The organism is Enterobacter cloacae complex sp. P2B, from assembly GCF_014895985.1.
GTDB classification, from domain to species: Bacteria; Pseudomonadota; Gammaproteobacteria; order Enterobacterales; family Enterobacteriaceae; genus Enterobacter; species Enterobacter bugandensis.
In genome coordinates this window covers 50774-68258 of sequence record NZ_JADBQQ010000002.1, presented here as the reverse complement: position 1 = coordinate 68258, position 17485 = coordinate 50774, and the positions used below count along the sequence as shown (strand labels likewise).

Here is a 17485-nt window from a genome sequence, read left to right as displayed (position 1 = left end):
ATGGGCTATATCACTACAACAAGCGGCAAATAGCAGAACATATCGCCAAAACCCCATCGCACTGGGTGTATACCAGTCGAAAAAACTACCTTTAGTTATCGTATAAAATTTAACGCTAAATAACATTTGTAGAAACCGACAATTATACCGTTCAAGATATATGTAACAGATTATTACAAACGTATTGCCAGACGGGGCAGGATAGTGAACATTACCCGCCGTTTCTCCTCCCAATATAACTATAAGGCGGATGGGCTACGGCCATCACGCTATGAACACCCCCGTTAATATGGGATGTAAAAAAAGAGGTATATGTGTCGACTGCAAACAATAAACCAACAGATGAAAGCGTGAGTCTGAACGCTTTTAAACAACCGAAAGCGTTTTATCTCATCTTCTCTATCGAGTTATGGGAGCGTTTTGGTTACTACGGCCTGCAAGGGATCATGGCGGTTTACCTGGTTAAACAGCTGGGTATGTCCGAAGCCGATTCCATCACGCTGTTCTCCTCCTTTAGTGCCCTCGTTTACGGTCTGGTTGCTATCGGCGGCTGGCTGGGTGATAAAGTTCTCGGTACTAAGCGCGTCATTATGCTGGGTGCCATTGTTCTGGCTATTGGCTATGGTCTGGTTGCATGGTCAGGACATGATGCGGCTGTGGTCTACATGGGCATGGCAACCATCGCCGTGGGTAACGGCCTGTTCAAAGCGAACCCGTCTTCCCTGCTCTCAACCTGCTACAGCAAAGATGACCCACGTCTGGACGGTGCATTTACCATGTACTACATGTCCATCAACATCGGTTCCTTCTTTTCCATGCTGGCAACCCCATGGCTGGCCGCGAAATTCGGCTGGAGCGTGGCGTTTGCGCTGAGCTTCGTGGGTATGCTGATCACCGTGGTAAACTTCCTGTTCTGCCGCAACTGGGTGAAAGACTACGGTTCAAAACCTGACTTCGAGCCTGTCCACATGGGCAAGCTGCTGGCTACCATCGTGGGCGTTGTCGTCCTGGCGGCGATCGCCACCTGGCTGCTGCACAACCAGGGTATCGCTCGTGCCGTTCTGGGCGTAGTTGCGCTGGGCATCGTGGTCATCTTCGCGAAAGAAGCGTTCGCTATGAAGGGTGCAGCCCGTCGTAAGATGATTGTGGCGTTCATTCTGATGCTGGAAGCGATTATCTTCTTCGTGCTGTACAGCCAGATGCCAACCTCTCTGAACTTCTTCGCTATTCGTAACGTTGAGCACTCTATCCTGGGTATCGCATTCGAACCCGAGCAGTTCCAGGCGCTGAACCCATTCTGGATCATGATCGGTTCCCCGATTCTGGCCGCAATCTATAACAAGATGGGCGATCGTCTGCCAATGCCGCACAAGTTCGCGGTGGGTATGGTGCTCTGTTCTGGTGCGTTCCTGGTGCTGCCGCTGGGGACAAAGTTTGCGTCCGACGCCGGTATCGTGTCCGTTAACTGGCTGATCCTGAGCTACGCGCTGCAGTCTATCGGCGAACTGATGATCTCCGGTCTGGGTCTGGCGATGGTTGCACAGCTGGTTCCACAGCGTCTGATGGGCTTCATTATGGGTAGCTGGTTCCTGACCACTGCCGGTGCGGCGATCATCGCCGGTAAGATCGCAAACCTGATGGCTGTGCCAGAAAACGTGACCGATCCGCTGCTCTCCCTGAACGTCTACGGTACCGTGTTCATGCAGATTGGTATCGCTACGGCGGTTATCGCGGCGCTGATGCTGCTGACAGCGCCGAAACTGAATCGAATGACTCAGGACGACGACAAGACGGCGGAAGCGAACAAAACCGCTACCGCGTGATATTTGAGAGAAACGACAGAACAGAAGCCGCTAAGAGATTAGCGGCTTTTTTTTTGTCCCTTCGCGCACTAACATAGCTGAAACCTCAGCAAAAAGGAGTTACCGATGAAACTGTTCTACAAACCGGGCGCGTGCTCTCTTGCTTCCCATATCACCCTGCGCGAGAGCGGCAAAGATTTCACGCTGGATGGCGTTGATCTGATGAAAAAGCGCCTGGAAAACGGGGATGACTTTTTTGCGATTAACCCAAAAGGGCAGGTTCCGGCCCTGCTGTTGGATGACGGAACTCTGCTGACCGAAGGCGTGGCGATTATGCAATTCCTGGCGGACAACGTACCGGATCGCCAGCTCCTTGCCCCTACCGGCAGCGTCGCACGTTATAAAACGCTGGAGTGGTTGAACTATATCGCCACCGAGCTGCACAAAGGTTTTACCCCCCTCTTCCGCCCGGATACGCCGGAAGAGTACAAGCCGACCGTGCGAGCTCTGCTGGAGAAAAAGCTGCAGTATGTTAACGAATCGCTGAAAGACGATCAGTGGATTTGTGGTTCACGCTTCACCATTGCCGACGCGTACCTGTTTACCGTACTGCGCTGGGCGCGTGCGGTTAAGCTGAACCTGGAAGGGTTGGACCACATCGCATCGTATATGGCGCGCGTGGCGGAGCGTCCAGCGGTGGCCGCGGCGCTAAAAGCGGAAGGGTTGAATTAAGCGAGCCGTCTGTGTTGCCGGGTGGCGCTGACGCTCACCCGGCCTACGAACTCTGAACGATTATAGCCGTGTGGCGCTGAAATAGTGCTCCGGCTTCGCGATACGATCCTGTGCCGCGACCACCTGCAGTTCATATTCCTGCATCTGTTTCGTCGCAATCATGATTTCGTACACCGCTGCCGTCACGTGCTCCAGCGCGTCTCTCACCGTTGCACCCTGCAACAGTTTCACCAGCAGTAGCCCGCTGGTCACATCACCCACGCCCACCGGCTGACGCGTGCCGAAATCCACCAGCGGACGGCTGATATGCCATGCGTCATCTTTCGTCACCAGCAGCATCTCAAAACGCTCCTGGGTCAGCCCTGCGCGGGCGAGATGTTTTACCAGCACAATCTCCGGCCCCTGAGCTATCAGCTCGCGAGACGCGCGTACAGCCTCTTCTACGCTGTTAACCGGATGCTCGCAGAGGATCTCCAGCTCAATCAGGTTGGGCGCAATGATATCGCTGGCGGGCAGCGCATGGCGAACGTGAAATTCCGCTACGCCAGGCGCCACAATGCAGCCTTTCTCCGGGTGTCCCATGACGGGGTCGCAGAAATATTTTGCCGCCGGGTTTGCCGCTTTCACCTGACGCACGATGCCAAGGATGTGTTCCCCCTGCTCCGCTGAGCCGAGGTAGCCGCTCAGAACGGCGTCGCAGCGCTTGAGCTGGTCGATATCCGCAATACCCTGCACAACCTCTGTGAGATGCGAAGGCGGCATCACGCAGCCTGTCCATTTGCCGTATTGCGTGTGGTTAGAGAACTGCACGGTATTGAGAGGCCAGACGTTGGCACCGAGGCGGCGCATCGGGAATTCCGCTGCGCTATTGCCAGCATGTCCAAAGACAACGTGGGACTGAATGGCGAGGATGTTCTTCATCTTTTTCTTACCAAACCCTGAACAAACAAAAAGGGCGTGGTTTCCCACGCCCCTCGAGACTTTTACTTACTTCCAGCAGACCAGACAGTAGTTTTTCTTACCGCGGCGCAGCAGCGTGTAGCGGCCATACAGACGATCGCCGTCGACGAAGGTGTATTCCGGATCAGCCTGCTTTTCACCGTTGATGGTGATAGCGTTGGAGGCGATGGTTTTACGCGCCTGACCACGGGAAGGCTGGAGCTCAGAGTCCACCAGCGCCTGCATCAGGTCAGCTCCTTTCTCCATCTCAACCATCGGCACGCCGTCCTGCGCCAGCTGTTCGAAGTCCGCTTCGCTCAGATCGCTCAGCGTACCGTTGAACAGGCTTGCGGTGATGCGTTTTGCCGCGGCCAGGCCCTCTTCACCATGAACCAGTTTGGTCACTTCGTCCGCCAGCACGTACTGGGCACGCGGCGCTTTACCGCTGTTCTTATCTTCCTCTTCCAGCGCATTGATCTCTGCAATGTCCATGAAGGTGAAGAACTTCAGGAAGCGGTAAACATCGGCATCCGCCGTGTTGATCCAGAACTGATAGAATTTGTACGGGCTGGTTTTCTTCGGATCGAGCCATACCGCGCCGCCTTCGGTTTTACCGAATTTGGTGCCGTCTGCTTTGGTGATCAGTGGAACGGTCAGGCCGAAGACCTGGTTCTGATGCAGACGACGGGTCAGGTCGATACCGGAGGTGATGTTCCCCCACTGGTCAGAGCCGCCGATCTGCAGAGAGACGCCGTGCAGCTTGTTCAGGCAGGCAAAGTCATAGCCCTGCAGCAGGTTGTAGGAGAACTCGGTAAAGGAGATACCCTGATCGTCACGGTTCAGACGCTGCTTGACCGCTTCTTTGTTAATCATCTGGTTAACAGAGAAGTGCTTGCCGATGTCACGCAGGAAGGTCAGCACGTTCATACCGCCAAACCAGTCGTAGTTGTTAGCAGCAATGGCAGAGTTATCACCACAGTTGAAGTCGAGGAACGGTGCAACCTGTTTGCGGATCTTATCCACCCACTCCTGCACGGTATCTTCGGTGTTCAGCTTACGCTCCGCGGCTTTAAAGCTCGGGTCACCAATCAGACCGGTCGCGCCGCCCACCAGGGCAACAGGCTTATGGCCCGCCATCTGGAAGCGTTTCAGGCATAACAATGGAACAAGATGCCCCAAATGCAAGCTGTCAGCGGTGGGATCGAAGCCGCAATAGAGCGCGATCGGGCCTTGCGCCAGTCGCTCTGCTAACGCTTCCTCGTCCGTCACCTGGGCCACGAGGCCCCGCTCTTGCAATTGTTTAATCAAGTTACTGCTTGCCATCAAATTCTCCATGTATAAACGACTGCACCTTTGCCGGTACACGACTTTTCGCCTGATGCGAAAGGACCATAGAATAAAGCGCAAGCGCGGTGTACGCTAGCGCTTAAATCAACAAATTTCGGGGATTACGGGGCCAGTCTGTCGATTTTCCAGCCGCCATTCTCGCGCTGGTATAAAAAGCGGTCATGCAGGCGATGCTCACCGCCCTGCCAGAATTCCATCTGCTCAATCGGAATGCGGAAGCCGCCCCAGAAGCTCGGCAGCGGAATTTCCCCCTGCTGGAACTTCTGTTTCAGCTCCAGGAATTTACTTTCCAGCACGCCGCGGGCAGAGATCCGGCTGGACTGTTTTGATACCCAGGCGCCAATCTGGCTGTCGCGCGGGCGGCTGTGGAAATACTTCACCACCTCAAGGGTCGAGAGACGTTCCGCTTTACCGGTGACCATCACCTGACGTTCAAGCATATGCCACGGGAACAGCAGGCTGATGCGCGGGTTGTTTTCTAAGTGGTGCGCCTTGCGGCTACCCAGATTGGTATAGAACACCAGCCCTTTCTCGTCGTAATGCTTAAGCAAGACGATGCGCTGATACGGTTGACCGTGTTCATCTACCGTCGCGACGACCATGGCCGTTGGGTCGGCCAGCTTCGCGTCGCAGGCCTGTTTCAGCCAGCGCTCAAAAAGCACGAGGGGTTCAGCGGGAAGATCCTGGCGACGCAGGCCGCCTTTGGTGTATTCACGGCGCAGATGCGCAATTTGCTGCAGTTCGTCGTTATCTGACATGGCGTTAGCTGATCTTGAGATTGGGTGGCGCTATTGTGCGCCGCCCCTGTAAAAATCTCAACGCTTCGGATTTTCAAGCTGGCAGTTGTTCAGCACAATGCGGTCGCGTTTGTAGACCATGGCGCTGTCGCCTTTCGACCAGAAGACATAGATGCCGTCCGAATAACGCGCCCCGGAGGCCGAGATACCCTGTTTAAGGGTTAGCAGCTTGTTATCGTAAACGAAGCTGGCTTCCTGACGCGGGTTATTCAGCTTCACGGTCAGCGGTTTTTCATCGCAGCGATACTCCAGCGTATCGGTCTGCATGCGCTCAAGGAACTGGTTATAGACGGTGCATCCTGAAAGCAATAAAGGCGCGGCAATAAGAAGAAGTTTTTTCATGGGCGTATTCCGAAGACTTTCCTGGTCCTGGAGGGCATGGCTGCCCCCCTGTTTTATTCCATTCTAACGACGAGCCGCCGCGCTGAATTTCAGTTAACTCTGATTATGACGAGGATTTGCAGGGAAAATCGCCCCGAGGACGCTGGCCTCGCGCGCGCCGGTTACCGACGGCAAATTCCCTGGCAGCCCGGCGATGGTGCGCCAGGCAAGCCAGGCGAAAGCCAGCGCTTCCATATCATCCCCGCTGATGCCGGCCTCGTCCGTCGTCGTCACCTCGGTGCCCGGCAGCAGCCCGGCAAGACGTGCCATCACCAGCGGGTTTCGGCTTCCCCCGCCGCACACCAGCAGGCGTTCGCAGCCGCCGCTGAGCAGCACTTGCTCAGAGATCGACACGGCCGTTAATTCGGCAAGCGTCGCCTGGACGTCCTGCGGGGCGAGTGCCGGGAACAGCGCAAGCTGGCGCTCGAGCCAGCCAAAGTTAAAGTATTCTCGTCCCGTGCTTTTCGGCGCCGGTAAAGCAAAATAAGGGTCGCTGAGCATGGACTGCAGCAGCGGGAGAACCACTTTCCCCTCACTCGCCCACTCGGCGTTTTTATCATACGGTTGACCGCACTGCCGCCAGATCCAGGCATCCATTAACATATTTCCCGGGCCGGTATCGTAGCCGCGAACGGGCTGCCCCGGAATAAGCATCGAGAGGTTAGCAATCCCGCCTATGTTGAGCACCATGCGGCGTTCTGAAGGGTGCGCCAGTAGTGCCTGATGAAACGCGGGCACCAGCGGTGCGCCCTGTCCGCCAAGGGCAATATCGCGGCGACGAAAATCCCCGACGACCGTTACGCCCGTCTTCGCCACAATCTGGTTGTTATCGCCGATTTGCAACGTATGCGGCGCGTCGCCAGTCGGCTCATGCCAGACGGTTTGTCCGTGACACCCGATGGCGACCACATCCTGGGGACGAAGATGTTCTTTTTGCATTAACGCCTGCACCGCATCCGCAAACAGCGCCCCCAGCCGAACATCAAGTTGACCAAGCTGGGAGAGGGTTAACTGCTGCCCCTGACAGATGCTCAGAATGTCCTCTTTTAGCGAAAGGGGGATTGGCCAGGTCAGGCTCGCCTGCTGTGCCACCATATGTTCGTCAATGGCGGCCAGAACGACATCTACCCCATCCAGACTGGTGCCCGACATCACACCAATGTAGCGACCCGATTTCATGCGCTTTCCTTACGTTGCGTGGGCTAAGGATATCCACTCAACCATAAACAGCGCTCCTTTGCCATCCGACGATAATATTTTTTAACAATGTCTTGCCGGTATGGCGAGTGGCTCCTGTTTATGTCTCGTTAAGTCAAATTCAAGTACAATTTTCTTATTGTTAGTGCAAAGATATGAACTATGGCTCTTTATGCCATATAATTTAGCCATAACGGATGCCTCCAGATGGGCGTTTTTGGTGAACAGGAGATTCAAATGATTGTACGTGTACTGGGCGTTTCGCTGATTGGTTTAACCCTGGCTGGCTGTGTGAACGACAGCTCGCTGTCTGGCGACGTTTACAGCGCTTCTGAAGCAAAACAGGTTCAGAGCGTGACTTACGGTACCGTTGTTAACGCCCGTCCTGTACAAATTCAGGGTGGTGATGAAAACAACGTGATGGGCGCAATCGGCGGTGCTGTACTGGGTGGTTTCCTGGGTAATACCGTTGGCGGCGGCACGGGCCGTTCTCTGGCAACCGCAGCGGGCGCTGTAGCGGGTGGTGTCGCGGGTCAGGGCGTTCAGGGCGCGATGAACAAAACCCAGGGTGTAGAGCTGGAAATTCGTAAAGACGACGGCAGCACCATTATGGTTGTTCAGAAGCAGGGCAACACCCGCTTCTCTGCGGGTCAACGCGTCGTGCTGGCGAGCAACGGCAGCCAGGTTACCGTTTCTCCGCGTTAATTAAAAATGGATGTGGTCATCAGGCCACATCCATTAACAATATATATCACCCCCACAAATATATTTACAAAATATATTCACCACACACATTATTAAACGCGCCATATATTGTTTCTGCGCAAAGTATTTAGCGTGCTAATTGATTAAACTCTTCGCAATCATCTCTTCATAATTATTTTAATTTGTAAAACTTTATATGCTTGCGAATAGTCGTTCTGTAAAAGGTCGTTATATCTCGTTCTGTTTCGGTTGCTTTGTCGTCATCGGAATATTACAGGCTTTATTTTCAAAACTGGTTGACTGGGTTCCGTCCTTTTCGCCTCTTTTGTTCCCCACACTCACCATTTTTTTACTCGTGTTTCACCTGTTTATTGCCTGTTTTATGGCGATGAAATACTGGTGTGATAAGCGGCGGCTCTATCTGATTGCCATCTCATTTGCCTTTGCCGGTTCGGCCTTGCTGATGGTCGGAACATTGACCAGCTTTCCGGCGTGGCTGGATCTCTATCAATTCAACGTTGTGAACTACAACGATGCGATGATCTACTATATGTTCCGCCACCTCTTAATGGCGGTGCTGATGATCGTTTCGGCATTACTTTATCCCACGCGCAATCTGCCCCTTTCACGGCTGGCGCATATCATCATCGTTAGCGGTTCATTTCTTTTTACCGCATGTATGGTGATTCTGGCCTGGATGTATTCCAGCCATTCCCCGTTTTTATCCCTCGATCTGGTTGATAATGAAACGCGGCAGTTTATGGTTCTCTGGAGCCACAGCATTAATATTTCATTAATCGTTTTCTGGGTCGTGACACTAGCCACGCTGATGTTTATTACGCGCGTGCGTAATCTGTTCTGGGTAGGCGGTAATTTTCTGTGTGTCTGCTATGTCGTCACGCTCGCTATGCTGTTGGTAGGCGGACATGCAGAAGATATATCCTGGTATCGTGCTCGATTATTTGAAACCGTCGCGACGCTGATTATTATTTTTGTGCTGCTCTATGATGTCTTCAGGTTGTATCGTGACTCCCATTTGAAGTATCAGCAGTCGTATCAAAATTCGATTCGCGATCCGCTCACGCGCCTTTATAACCGCAGCTATTTTTATGAATCGTTAAACCAGGCGCTGGGCATCGCCAAACCCAGCCGCCCGGTTTCGGTTATCGTCAGCGATCTCGATCGTTTCAAGCGTATCAACGACAACTACGGTCACCTGCAGGGAGATAAAGTCCTGCAGTTTGTCGCCAATCTGCTGATGGACTCCGTACGTCCGCAGGATATCGCAGCGCGAATCGGCGGCGAAGAGTTTGTCCTGATGCTGGCAAACACCTCCGCAGAAGACGCATATCAGGTGGCGGAGCGCATTCGGTTGAAGCTAAGCGGTTTTGATAAAATTAGCAGCGAGGGTCAGTTACCAGAGCCGATTACCATCAGCATGGGGGTGTTTACGGCAACCTCTTCGTCGGTAAGCGCAGAAGCGTGCGTGGAAAGTGCCGATAAGGCGATGTATGAAGCGAAAGAGACGGGCCGTAACCGCGTCGTTGTCTTTAAGTAAAAACAAGGCCTTGCAGATGCAAGGCCGTGTTGTCTGGTCAGTCGCGAGACTGTAGCTCGTGAATGTTTTGCTCAAGGCGCGCAATGAGGCTGATGAGCATTTCCAGCTCCGTCGGTGAAACCCCTGAAAGGATTTCACCGCGCGTTTTGGTGATCACCGCTTCCATTTCAGTGATGATAGGCGCCGCTTTCTCCGTCAGCTTAATGCGCTTGGCGCGACGATCGCTGGCGCAGGTTTGCCGGGAGATCAGTCCCTTCTCTTCCAGTTGGTCAAGCGTGCGCACCAGCGACGGTTGCTCAATGCCTATCGCTTTAGCCAGTTGAATTTGCGACTGGTCGGGCGGCAGCTGATGAATGTTGTGCAACGTGACCCAATGCGTCTGCGTCAGTTCCAGAGGTTTCAGGCGATGGTCAATCAGAGCACGCCAGACGCGTACCAACCTTGCCAGATCAGAACCTAATGGCGATTCCAATTTCATCTCCTTATAATTAGCTTGCTAAGTTATTATACTGATTTTAGAATAGTGTGCAGCATTTGTATTGGCAAAACAAATGCAATACTGCATTCATCGGACTCAAAAGTATGACTTACACTGAATTATGATGCTTCTTCATACTCAGACAAGCCAACGCGGCATTCTGTTCACTGCAAAGGATTTCTGCCTGTGATCTTTTTTCATCGCTCAGAAGGTTTACCCCTTCAGGACCTGATCTTCGGTGCGTCAGTCTACTTTCCTCCCCTGTTTAAAGCCGTGCTGGTGGGCTTTGTTCTCTGGCTCATCGCGCATCGCCTGCTTCGCGACTGGATGTACTCCGGCGAAATCTGGCACCCCATGCTGATGGATCTCTCCCTGTTTGCCCTCTCCGTATGCCTGGGCCTTGCTGTTCTGATCGTGTGGTGAATATGCCTCTGAAAACGCTGAAGTACTTTTCCACCCTGTTCGTTCTTGTCCTCGCCCTGGCTGCTGGATGGTGGTTGTGGAATTATTATATGCAGTCCCCCTGGACCCGTGATGGCAAAGTTCGCGCTGAGCAGGTCAGCATCACCCCCCAGGTCTCGGGAAGTATCACAACGCTGCTGGTTAAGGATAACCAGTACGTTAAAAAGGGAGAGGTGTTATTCCGCATCGACGACACCCCGTATCACATTGCGATTCTGAACGCCCAGGCGCAGCTGGCAAAAGCCCAGTCTGACCTTGCAAAGGCCAATAATGAGGCCAATCGCCGCCGTCACCTGTCGAAAAACTATATCTCCGCGGAAGATTTAGATACCGCCAATATTAACGTCAAGGCCATGCAGGCAAGCGTCAACGTGGCTGAGGCCACGCTGAAGCAGGCGCAGTGGGAGTTAACCCAAACCGTGGTCACCGCCCCCGTCGACGGATGGGTGACCAACCTCTCCGCCCGGGTGGGAAATTATGCCACCGCCGGTCAGCCGGTTTTTGCGCTCGTCGACAGCCACTCGTTCTACGTCGTGGGCTATTTCGAAGAGACCAAGCTTCGTCATATCCATGAAGGCGCACCCGCCGCCATAACGCTGTATAGTGGCCCGCAAAAGTTACAGGGTCACGTTTCCAGCATTGGCCGCGCCATTTACGATCAAAGCGTTGAAACGGATTCCGGGCTGGTGCCGGACATCAAGCCGAACGTACCGTGGGTGCGCCTGGCTCAACGCGTTCCTGTGCGCGTGGAGTTTGACCGTTTACCCGAGGACATCACGCTGGTTTCCGGCACCACCTGCACTGTCTCTATCGGAACCCGTTAATGAAGCTGCAGGCGCTCTCCTGGCAAAACACGCCGTGGATGAAAGCGACGCGCCCCCAGTGGCGCTACGCGCTGCGTAACGGCATTGCCATGTGCCTGGCGCTGACTGTCGCCTATTATCTGAACCTGGATGAACCCTACTGGGCGATGACCTCCGCGGCGGTGGTAAGCTTCCCCACCGTTGGCGGGGTGATCAGCAAAAGCCTTGGCCGTATCGCAGGTAGCCTGCTGGGCGCCACCGCGGCGTTAATTATTGCGGGCCACACGCTGAACGATCCGTGGCTGTTCCTGCTGAGCATGGCGGCATGGCTGGGTTGCTGTACCTGGGCCTGCGCCCATTTCACCAATAACGTGGCCTATGCTTTCCAGCTGGCGGGCTATACCGCCGCCATTATCGCCTTCCCGGTCGTCAACGTGCTCGACACCACCGAGCTATGGGATATCGCACAGGCGCGCGTCTGCGAAGTCATTGTCGGGATCCTCTGCGGCGGATTTATGATGATGATCCTGCCCAGCACCTCTGACGGCACTGCGCTTATCACTGCGCTGAAAACCATGCATACCCGGCTGCTGGAACATGCGAGCCTGCTGTGGCAACCGGATACAAGCGATGACATCCGCCTCGCGCATGAAAAGGTTATCGGGCAGATCCTGACCATGAATCTGTTGCGAATTCAGGCGTTCTGGAGCCATTACCGTTTTCGCCGTCAGAACACGCTGCTTAACTATTTGCTGCACCAGCAGCTGCGCATGACCAGCGCTATCTCCAGCCTGCGCCGAATGCTGCTCAACTGGCCGACACCGCCAGAAAACACTCGCGCGGTAATCGAAACCCTGCTCGCGGCGCTCGCGCGACCGGATGCGGACATCTATACCGTCGCGAAGATTATCGCCCCGCTCGCCCCGGTGGATGAGTTTGATTATCGCCATCGCGCCTTCTGGCAGCGGCTGAATTACTTTTGTCGGCTATACCTGCGCAGCAGCCGCTGGATTAAGGCGGTTGAGAATGCTACCCCGGTCACGGAGTTCGCCGTTCCCGGCAGCCCGGCTCTCGCACGTCACACCGATTATCTGGAAGCGCTGTGGAGCGGTTTTCGCACCTTCAGCGCACTGATGCTGGTGGGGGCGTGGAGCATTACCACGCAGTGGGAGTCAGGTTCTGCGGCGTTAACGCTTGCCGCTATCAGCTGCGTGCTTTACTCCGTCGCGGCCTCGCCGTTTAACTCGCTTACGCTGCTGCTGCGAACGCTTGTTTTGCTATCACTGTTCAGTTTTGTGGTGAAGTTTGGCCTGATGGTGCAGATAAGCGATCTCTGGCAGTTTCTGCTGTTCCTGTTTCCGCTGTTAACTACGATGCAGCTCCTTAAGCTGCAAATGCCGAAACTGGCGGGTCTGTGGGGGCAGCTGATTGTCTTTATGGGCTCGTTTATCTCCGTGACGAATCCGCCTGTGTATGATTACGCCGCTTTTCTGAATGACAACCTGGCAAAGATCCTTGGCGTCGGGCTGGCGTGGCTGGCCTTCGCGGTGTTGCGTCCCGGCTCTGACGCACGCAAAAGCCGTCGACATATCCGTGAATTGCGCAGAGGGTTTGTCGACCAGCTCAGCCGCAAGCCGCATCTGCAAGAAAGCGAGTATGAATCGCTGGTTTATCACCACGTTAGCCAGTTAAATAACAGCCAGGACGCGCTGTCCCGACGCTGGCTGCTGCGCTGGGGGGTGGTGCTGTTGAACTGCTCGCACGTGGTCTGGCAGCTTCGCGCATGGGAAACGCGCTCCGATCCGCTGTCGCAGGTACGTGATGTGTGTATCTCTCTGCTACGCGATGTGATGAGCGAGCGCGGCGTTCAGCAGCGGCCTCTGGAGGCCACGCTGGCTGAACTGCAGCGGATCTGCGACACCCTTGCCCGGCATCATCTTCCCGCAGCCCGCGATTTGGCCTCGATAATCTGGCGCCTGCACTGCTCGCTGTCGCAGCTGGAACAGGCGCCCCCGCCAGGAACGATTGGGGATCAGATTACGCCGCAGGCATAGCGCGCCCCGCCGCCGCCAAGCGGTTTAGGCTGATCGGACATGTTATCGCCGCCCACATGGATCATCAGCGCTTTGCCTTTGACCTCATCCAGCTTTTTCAGCCGCGGGGCCACGACCGGATCCGTGGCTTTACCGTCATTGTTTACCACCAGCACCGGCAAGTCGCCCAGGTGTCCCATACCTTCAGGCCCTTCATGTTTACCTGAATTCTGCGGGTCGAGGTGGCCCCCTGCTGCTTCCGCTGCCGACGGTTTACCCTCTTTCATGGCTGGCTGACAGCTCCCTTTGGCATGAACATGGAAGCCGTGTTCGCCCGGCGGGAGTGCTTTAAGATCGGGTGCGAATTCCAGCCCTTTATCGGTCTCGGTGATTTTCACCGTCCCGATGGACTGACCCACACCCTGTGAGGTGACGAGATTCATTTCTACTTCGTCGCTGGCTGCCTGCGCCCCTGCGCAAACAACCAGCGTGACCAATGCCAGAGTAAAACGCTTCATATGACCTCCGCTGGTTATTTTTTGCCCCTTAAGTGTATACCAGGGGCACAGATTTCACCGGAAAGTCACCTTCTTGCGGTTTAAGGCACGTCGTAACCCAGCGCGGCCTTGCGGATGCGGAACCACTGCTGGCGGGTCATCTGCAGCTCTTCGGCGGCCAGCGCGGAACGGACGCGTTCAATTTTCCCGGAGCCAATAATCGGCAGCGGTTTTGACGGCAGACGCAGGATCCAGGAGTAAACCACCTGCTCTATGCTCTGGGCGTTCAGCTCGCGGGCGATGGTTTCCAGCTCATTGCGCAGCGGCTGGAACGCATCATCATTAAACAGGCGTCCACCGCCGAGGCACGACCAGGCCATCGGGCGAATGCGCAGCTGCTGCAGCTGGTCGAGCGTACCATCCAGCAGCAGCGGCTGATGCACCGGGGAGATCTCAACCTGGTTAGTGGCGAGCGTAAACGGCAGACGAGACTGAAGCAGCGCAAACTGGGCCGGGGTAAAGTTGGAGACGCCGAAGTGACGCACCTTCCCGCTCTGATGCAGACTCAGGAAGGCTTCCGCCACCTCGTCGGCATCCATCAGCGGGTCCGGACGGTGAATCAGCAGCAGGTCGATACGATCGGTTGCCAGATTGACCAGCGACTGCTCGGCGCTCTTGATGATATGGGCGCTGTCGGTGATGTAGTGGCCGAGGGCATGCTCCGGTTTGGCCGTGGTGGCAATACCGCATTTGGTAACGATCTCCATGCGCTCCCGGAGTGCCGGAACCAGCTTGAGCGCCTCGCCAAAGGCGGCTTCACACTGATAGCCACCGTAAATATCCGCATGATCGACGGTTGTTACCCCTAAATCGATATGCTCTTCAATAAAGCTTGCCAGCTGGAGGGGGGACATATTCCAGTCCATCAGGCGCCAGTAGCCCATCACAAAACGGGAGAATTCTGGCCCCTGGGGGGCAAGGGTAATACGCTGAACCATAACATTTTCCTCAAGGACGTGATGTCATGAGTATACGCAATTACCGCATTAAAACAGTGAAGGTTGCTGGGGTTCTTCGGTCTCAGAGGCTTTGTTTGCGCGGATTTTGCGCAGAAGTCGCTGTCTGCAGAGGCGCAGCACCTCCTGCTTTTGCGTGTCGCTGAAGTTTTGCCAGTTAAAACGCTCGTCACGGGTACGCATGCACCCGCGGCAATAACCGCGTTCATCGGACTGACAAATCCCCCGGCACGGGCTCTGGATGGGGAAAAACTCCAGTTGCTCTGCCACACTCACCTCCGGTTAACCTCTCTCACCTACAGTGAAGACGCTAAAAGCGCCGCGTGCAAGGGCTTTACCACAGTTTTGTGGCATTAAGGTTTCACTAATCTTCCCTCTTTATACTCGCCACATCATGACAATGACAGGTTTTACGATCGATGTGGTTAAGTAAAAAGTTACAATGTAACGACATAAAATTTACTCTGGGCTGTGCACTCTTTTTTACTCTGCTTAACGGGCTGTTTATCCAGCGCAGCTGGGCCATTATTGCCCCTGCGCATCTGCACGATATTCTCTTCGCCGCATCCGTACCGGTGGTGCTGTTTTGTGGCTGGGTCATTGTATTTAGCCTGCTCAATATCCCGTATATCCGTAAGCCGCTGCTGATCGTCTTAACTGTCGGGTGCGCTGCGGCAACTTACTTTATGTTTACCTACGGCGCGGTCATCGATCAGAACATGATTGTGAACGTGTTCGAAACTAACTCCCAGGAAGCCACCGCGCTGGTGACCCCGCAGATGATTCTGTGGATTGTCATAGCCGGTCTTGTTCCATCCCTGATGCTGGCGCTGACCCGCATTCGTACCGGCAAATGGTGGTACGCCCTGCTGACGCGTGTTGCCGCGATGCTCGGTGCCCTGCTGGTGATTATTCTTATCGCCGCGGTGTTTTATAAAGATTACGCGTCGCTGTTCCGCAATAACAAAAGCATCGTCAAAATGGTCACTCCGGCGAACTACGTCAGCGCCGTGGTGAAATACAGCAAGATGCGCTGGTTTGCCGGCGATCAAACGCTGGTGCGGATTGGCGAAGATGCGCACAAAGGCGCGCTGATTACGGGTCAGCAGAAGAAAACCGTTCTGGTGCTGGTCATCGGCGAAGCGTCGCGCGCGGCGAACTACTCCCTCAATGGCTACGGGCGTGAAACCAACCCCGAGCTGAAAAAGCAGGATGTGATTAACTTCCCGCAGGCCTCCTCGTGCGGCACTGAAACCGCCGTATCCGTTCCGTGCATGTTCTCCGGTATGACGCGCAGCAAATACGATGCCGACCTGGCGCACCATCAGGAAGGGCTGCTCGACGTACTCAACCATGCGGGTATCAACCTCCTTTGGCGCGACAACGACGGTGGCTGTAAAGGTGCCTGCGATCGTATTCCCCATACCGACATGACGCAGTGGAAGCTGGATCAGTTCTGCAAAGACCAGTCCTGTATTGATGACGTGAATTTCTACCGCCTGGACAACGTGCTGGACGGTCTGAAGCAGGACACGGTGCTGGTTATCCACCTGATGGGCAGCCACGGCCCGGCGTACTATCGACGTTACCCGGATAATTTCCGTAAATTCACCCCCACCTGCGACACCAACGAAATTCAGGATTGCGACCATCAGGCGCTGATGAACACCTATGACAATACCATCCTGTATACCGACAGCATGGTCAGCAAAACCATTGATGCGCTGAAAGCCCGTCAGGCGAACATGAACACCGCGCTGATTTACCTCTCGGATCACGGGGAATCGCTCGGTGAAAGCGGTATTTATCTGCACGGCACGCCGTACATGCTGGCGCCGGAGCAGCAGACGCACATTCCGTTTATGTTCTGGCTGTCCCCGGACTATGCGAAAAACTTTGGCATCAACGCGCAGTGTTTACGCGACCACGCAGCAAAAAATGCGGTTTCGCAGGACAATTTATTCTCGACGGTGCTGGGCATGATGGACGTTAAATCAAGCGTTTATCAGCAACAGTTGGACATTCTGAATGCGTGTCGCCGGTAACAGCGCTTGCATTAGACCGAACGGTCTATTAGAGTGAATCCATGAGCAGAAATACTGAACACGACACGCGCGAACATCTCCTGGCGACCGGCGAGCGGCTGTGCATGCACCGCGGCTTCACCGGTATGGGGTTGAGCGAGCTATTAAAAACCGCTGAGGTACCGAAAGGGTCGTTCTATCACTACTTTCGGTCCAAAGAGGCCTTTGGCGTGGCGATGCTGGAGCGGCACTATACTGCTTACCACCAGCGCCTCGCGACCCACTTCGCCACGGGGGAAGGTAACTATCGGGATCGTGTTCTGAACTACTACCAGGAAACGCTGAACCAGTTCTGTCAGCAAGGCATTATCAGCGGATGCCTGACGGTTAAACTCTCTGCCGAAGTGTGCGATCTCTCAGAAGATATGCGCACTGCAATGGATAAAGGCGCCAGCGGCGTTATCGCCCTGCTGGCGCAGGCGCTGGCGAAGGGGCGCGAAGAAAATACGCTCGCCTTCCCCGGGGATCCCTTAACGCAGGCTCAGGTGCTCTACTCCCTCTGGTTAGGCGCCAACCTGCAGGCTAAAATTTCTCGCAGTGCCGTGCCGCTCGAAAGCGCGCTGGCACATGTGATAAGTACGATTACTGCGCCTGGCGCTTAGCAGGCGTTTTTATTTACGTTATTACTAGTCGACTGGTCTACTCAGGAGTCGT

Annotated in this window: 18 protein-coding genes; 9 read left to right on the top strand and 9 right to left on the bottom strand. The window is 54.8% G+C overall.

The annotated features are described in order from the left end of the window. Positions 1-314 precede the first annotated feature (314 nt). Together dtpA and gstA are read left to right on the top strand one after the other, a co-directional pair. Positions 315-1823 carry a dipeptide/tripeptide permease DtpA gene (gene dtpA, locus IM313_RS01015; protein WP_028012913.1) on the top strand — a complete coding sequence of 503 codons (1509 nt, stop codon included), beginning with the start codon at positions 315-317 and terminating at the stop codon, positions 1821-1823. Between the two features lie 105 nt (positions 1824-1928). Further along, on the top strand, positions 1929-2534 hold the full coding sequence (gene gstA, locus IM313_RS01010) for a glutathione transferase GstA (protein WP_028012912.1): 606 nt from the start codon (positions 1929-1931) through the stop codon (positions 2532-2534). Between the two features lie 60 nt (positions 2535-2594). On the opposite strand, the gene pdxY is transcribed toward gstA, so the two are convergent. The 5 genes from pdxY to anmK form a co-directional block, all read right to left on the bottom strand. After that, on the bottom strand, positions 2595-3455 hold the full coding sequence (pdxY, locus tag IM313_RS01005; RefSeq protein ID WP_048956288.1) for a pyridoxal kinase PdxY: 861 nt from the start codon (positions 3453-3455) through the stop codon (positions 2595-2597). Positions 3456-3521: 66 nt separating this feature from the next. Then, positions 3522-4796 carry a tyrosine--tRNA ligase gene (tyrS, locus tag IM313_RS01000; protein WP_028012910.1) on the bottom strand — a complete coding sequence of 425 codons (1275 nt, stop codon included), beginning with the start codon at positions 4794-4796 and terminating at the stop codon, positions 3522-3524. A gap of 125 nt (positions 4797-4921) precedes the next feature. After that, the gene (gene pdxH, locus IM313_RS00995) at positions 4922-5578 is read right to left on the bottom strand and encodes a pyridoxamine 5'-phosphate oxidase (RefSeq protein ID WP_049000865.1); all 657 of its coding nucleotides are present in this window, start codon (positions 5576-5578) and stop codon (positions 4922-4924) included. A gap of 57 nt (positions 5579-5635) precedes the next feature. Further along, a complete protein-coding gene (gene mliC, locus IM313_RS00990) occupies positions 5636-5959 on the bottom strand; it encodes a C-type lysozyme inhibitor (protein ID WP_192970973.1) in 324 nt (107 codons plus the stop codon). 93 nt (positions 5960-6052) lie between these two features. Next, positions 6053-7177 (bottom strand): anhydro-N-acetylmuramic acid kinase, encoded by a 1125-nt coding sequence (gene anmK / locus IM313_RS00985; protein ID WP_192970972.1) that lies wholly within the window; start codon positions 7175-7177, stop codon positions 6053-6055. Positions 7178-7432: 255 nt separating this feature from the next. On the opposite strand from anmK, the gene slyB reads away from it, so the two are divergent. Further along, positions 7433-7900, top strand: a complete 468-nt coding sequence (gene slyB / locus IM313_RS00980) for an outer membrane lipoprotein SlyB (protein ID WP_028012906.1) — start codon at positions 7433-7435, stop codon at positions 7898-7900. Between the two features lie 196 nt (positions 7901-8096). After that, the gene (locus IM313_RS00975) at positions 8097-9458 is read left to right on the top strand and encodes a GGDEF domain-containing protein (RefSeq protein ID WP_049000860.1); all 1362 of its coding nucleotides are present in this window, start codon (positions 8097-8099) and stop codon (positions 9456-9458) included. Positions 9459-9495: 37 nt separating this feature from the next. Here the strand turns inward: IM313_RS00975 and slyA are convergent, their stop codons facing one another. Further along, complete coding sequence (slyA, locus tag IM313_RS00970; protein ID WP_028012904.1) at positions 9496-9936, bottom strand: transcriptional regulator SlyA; 441 nt, start codon at positions 9934-9936, stop codon at positions 9496-9498. Between the two features lie 186 nt (positions 9937-10122). Here slyA and IM313_RS00965 point away from each other — a divergent pair, with 186 nt between their 5' ends. The 3 genes from IM313_RS00965 to IM313_RS00955 are packed head-to-tail and all read left to right on the top strand — an operon-like array spanning position 10123 to position 13255. Beyond that, positions 10123-10359, top strand: coding sequence for a DUF1656 domain-containing protein (locus tag IM313_RS00965; protein ID WP_028012903.1), 237 nt, complete (start codon positions 10123-10125; stop codon positions 10357-10359). Positions 10360-10361: 2 nt separating this feature from the next. Further along, the gene (locus tag IM313_RS00960) at positions 10362-11222 is read left to right on the top strand and encodes an HlyD family secretion protein (protein ID WP_049000858.1); all 861 of its coding nucleotides are present in this window, start codon (positions 10362-10364) and stop codon (positions 11220-11222) included. Beyond that, positions 11222-13255, top strand: coding sequence for an FUSC family protein (locus IM313_RS00955; protein ID WP_041910337.1), 2034 nt, complete (start codon positions 11222-11224; stop codon positions 13253-13255). The genes IM313_RS00960 and IM313_RS00955 overlap by 1 nt, the downstream gene beginning before the upstream one ends. Here the strand turns inward: IM313_RS00955 and sodC are convergent. From sodC to IM313_RS00940, 3 genes are all read right to left on the bottom strand, one after another. Next, positions 13234-13752: a superoxide dismutase [Cu-Zn] SodC gene (gene sodC / locus IM313_RS00950; protein WP_028012900.1), complete on the bottom strand. Its 519-nt coding sequence runs from the start codon at positions 13750-13752 to the stop codon at positions 13234-13236. The two genes, IM313_RS00955 and sodC, sit on opposite strands and share 22 nt — an antisense overlap. 80 nt (positions 13753-13832) lie before the next feature. Further along, entirely contained in the window at positions 13833-14729 is an 897-nt protein-coding gene (locus tag IM313_RS00945) for an aldo/keto reductase family oxidoreductase (protein ID WP_192970971.1), read from the bottom strand. A gap of 48 nt (positions 14730-14777) precedes the next feature. Beyond that, positions 14778-15017, bottom strand: coding sequence for a DUF1289 domain-containing protein (locus IM313_RS00940; RefSeq protein ID WP_045630183.1), 240 nt, complete (start codon positions 15015-15017; stop codon positions 14778-14780). 149 nt (positions 15018-15166) lie between these two features. On the opposite strand from IM313_RS00940, the gene eptA reads away from it, so the two are divergent. Both eptA and IM313_RS00930 read left to right on the top strand, forming a co-directional pair. After that, complete coding sequence (gene eptA, locus IM313_RS00935) at positions 15167-16792, top strand: phosphoethanolamine transferase EptA (RefSeq protein ID WP_049000852.1); 1626 nt, start codon at positions 15167-15169, stop codon at positions 16790-16792. 41 nt (positions 16793-16833) lie between these two features. Beyond that, positions 16834-17433, top strand: coding sequence for a TetR/AcrR family transcriptional regulator (locus IM313_RS00930; RefSeq protein WP_059356952.1), 600 nt, complete (start codon positions 16834-16836; stop codon positions 17431-17433). The last annotated feature ends 52 nt before the right edge of the window (positions 17434-17485 follow it).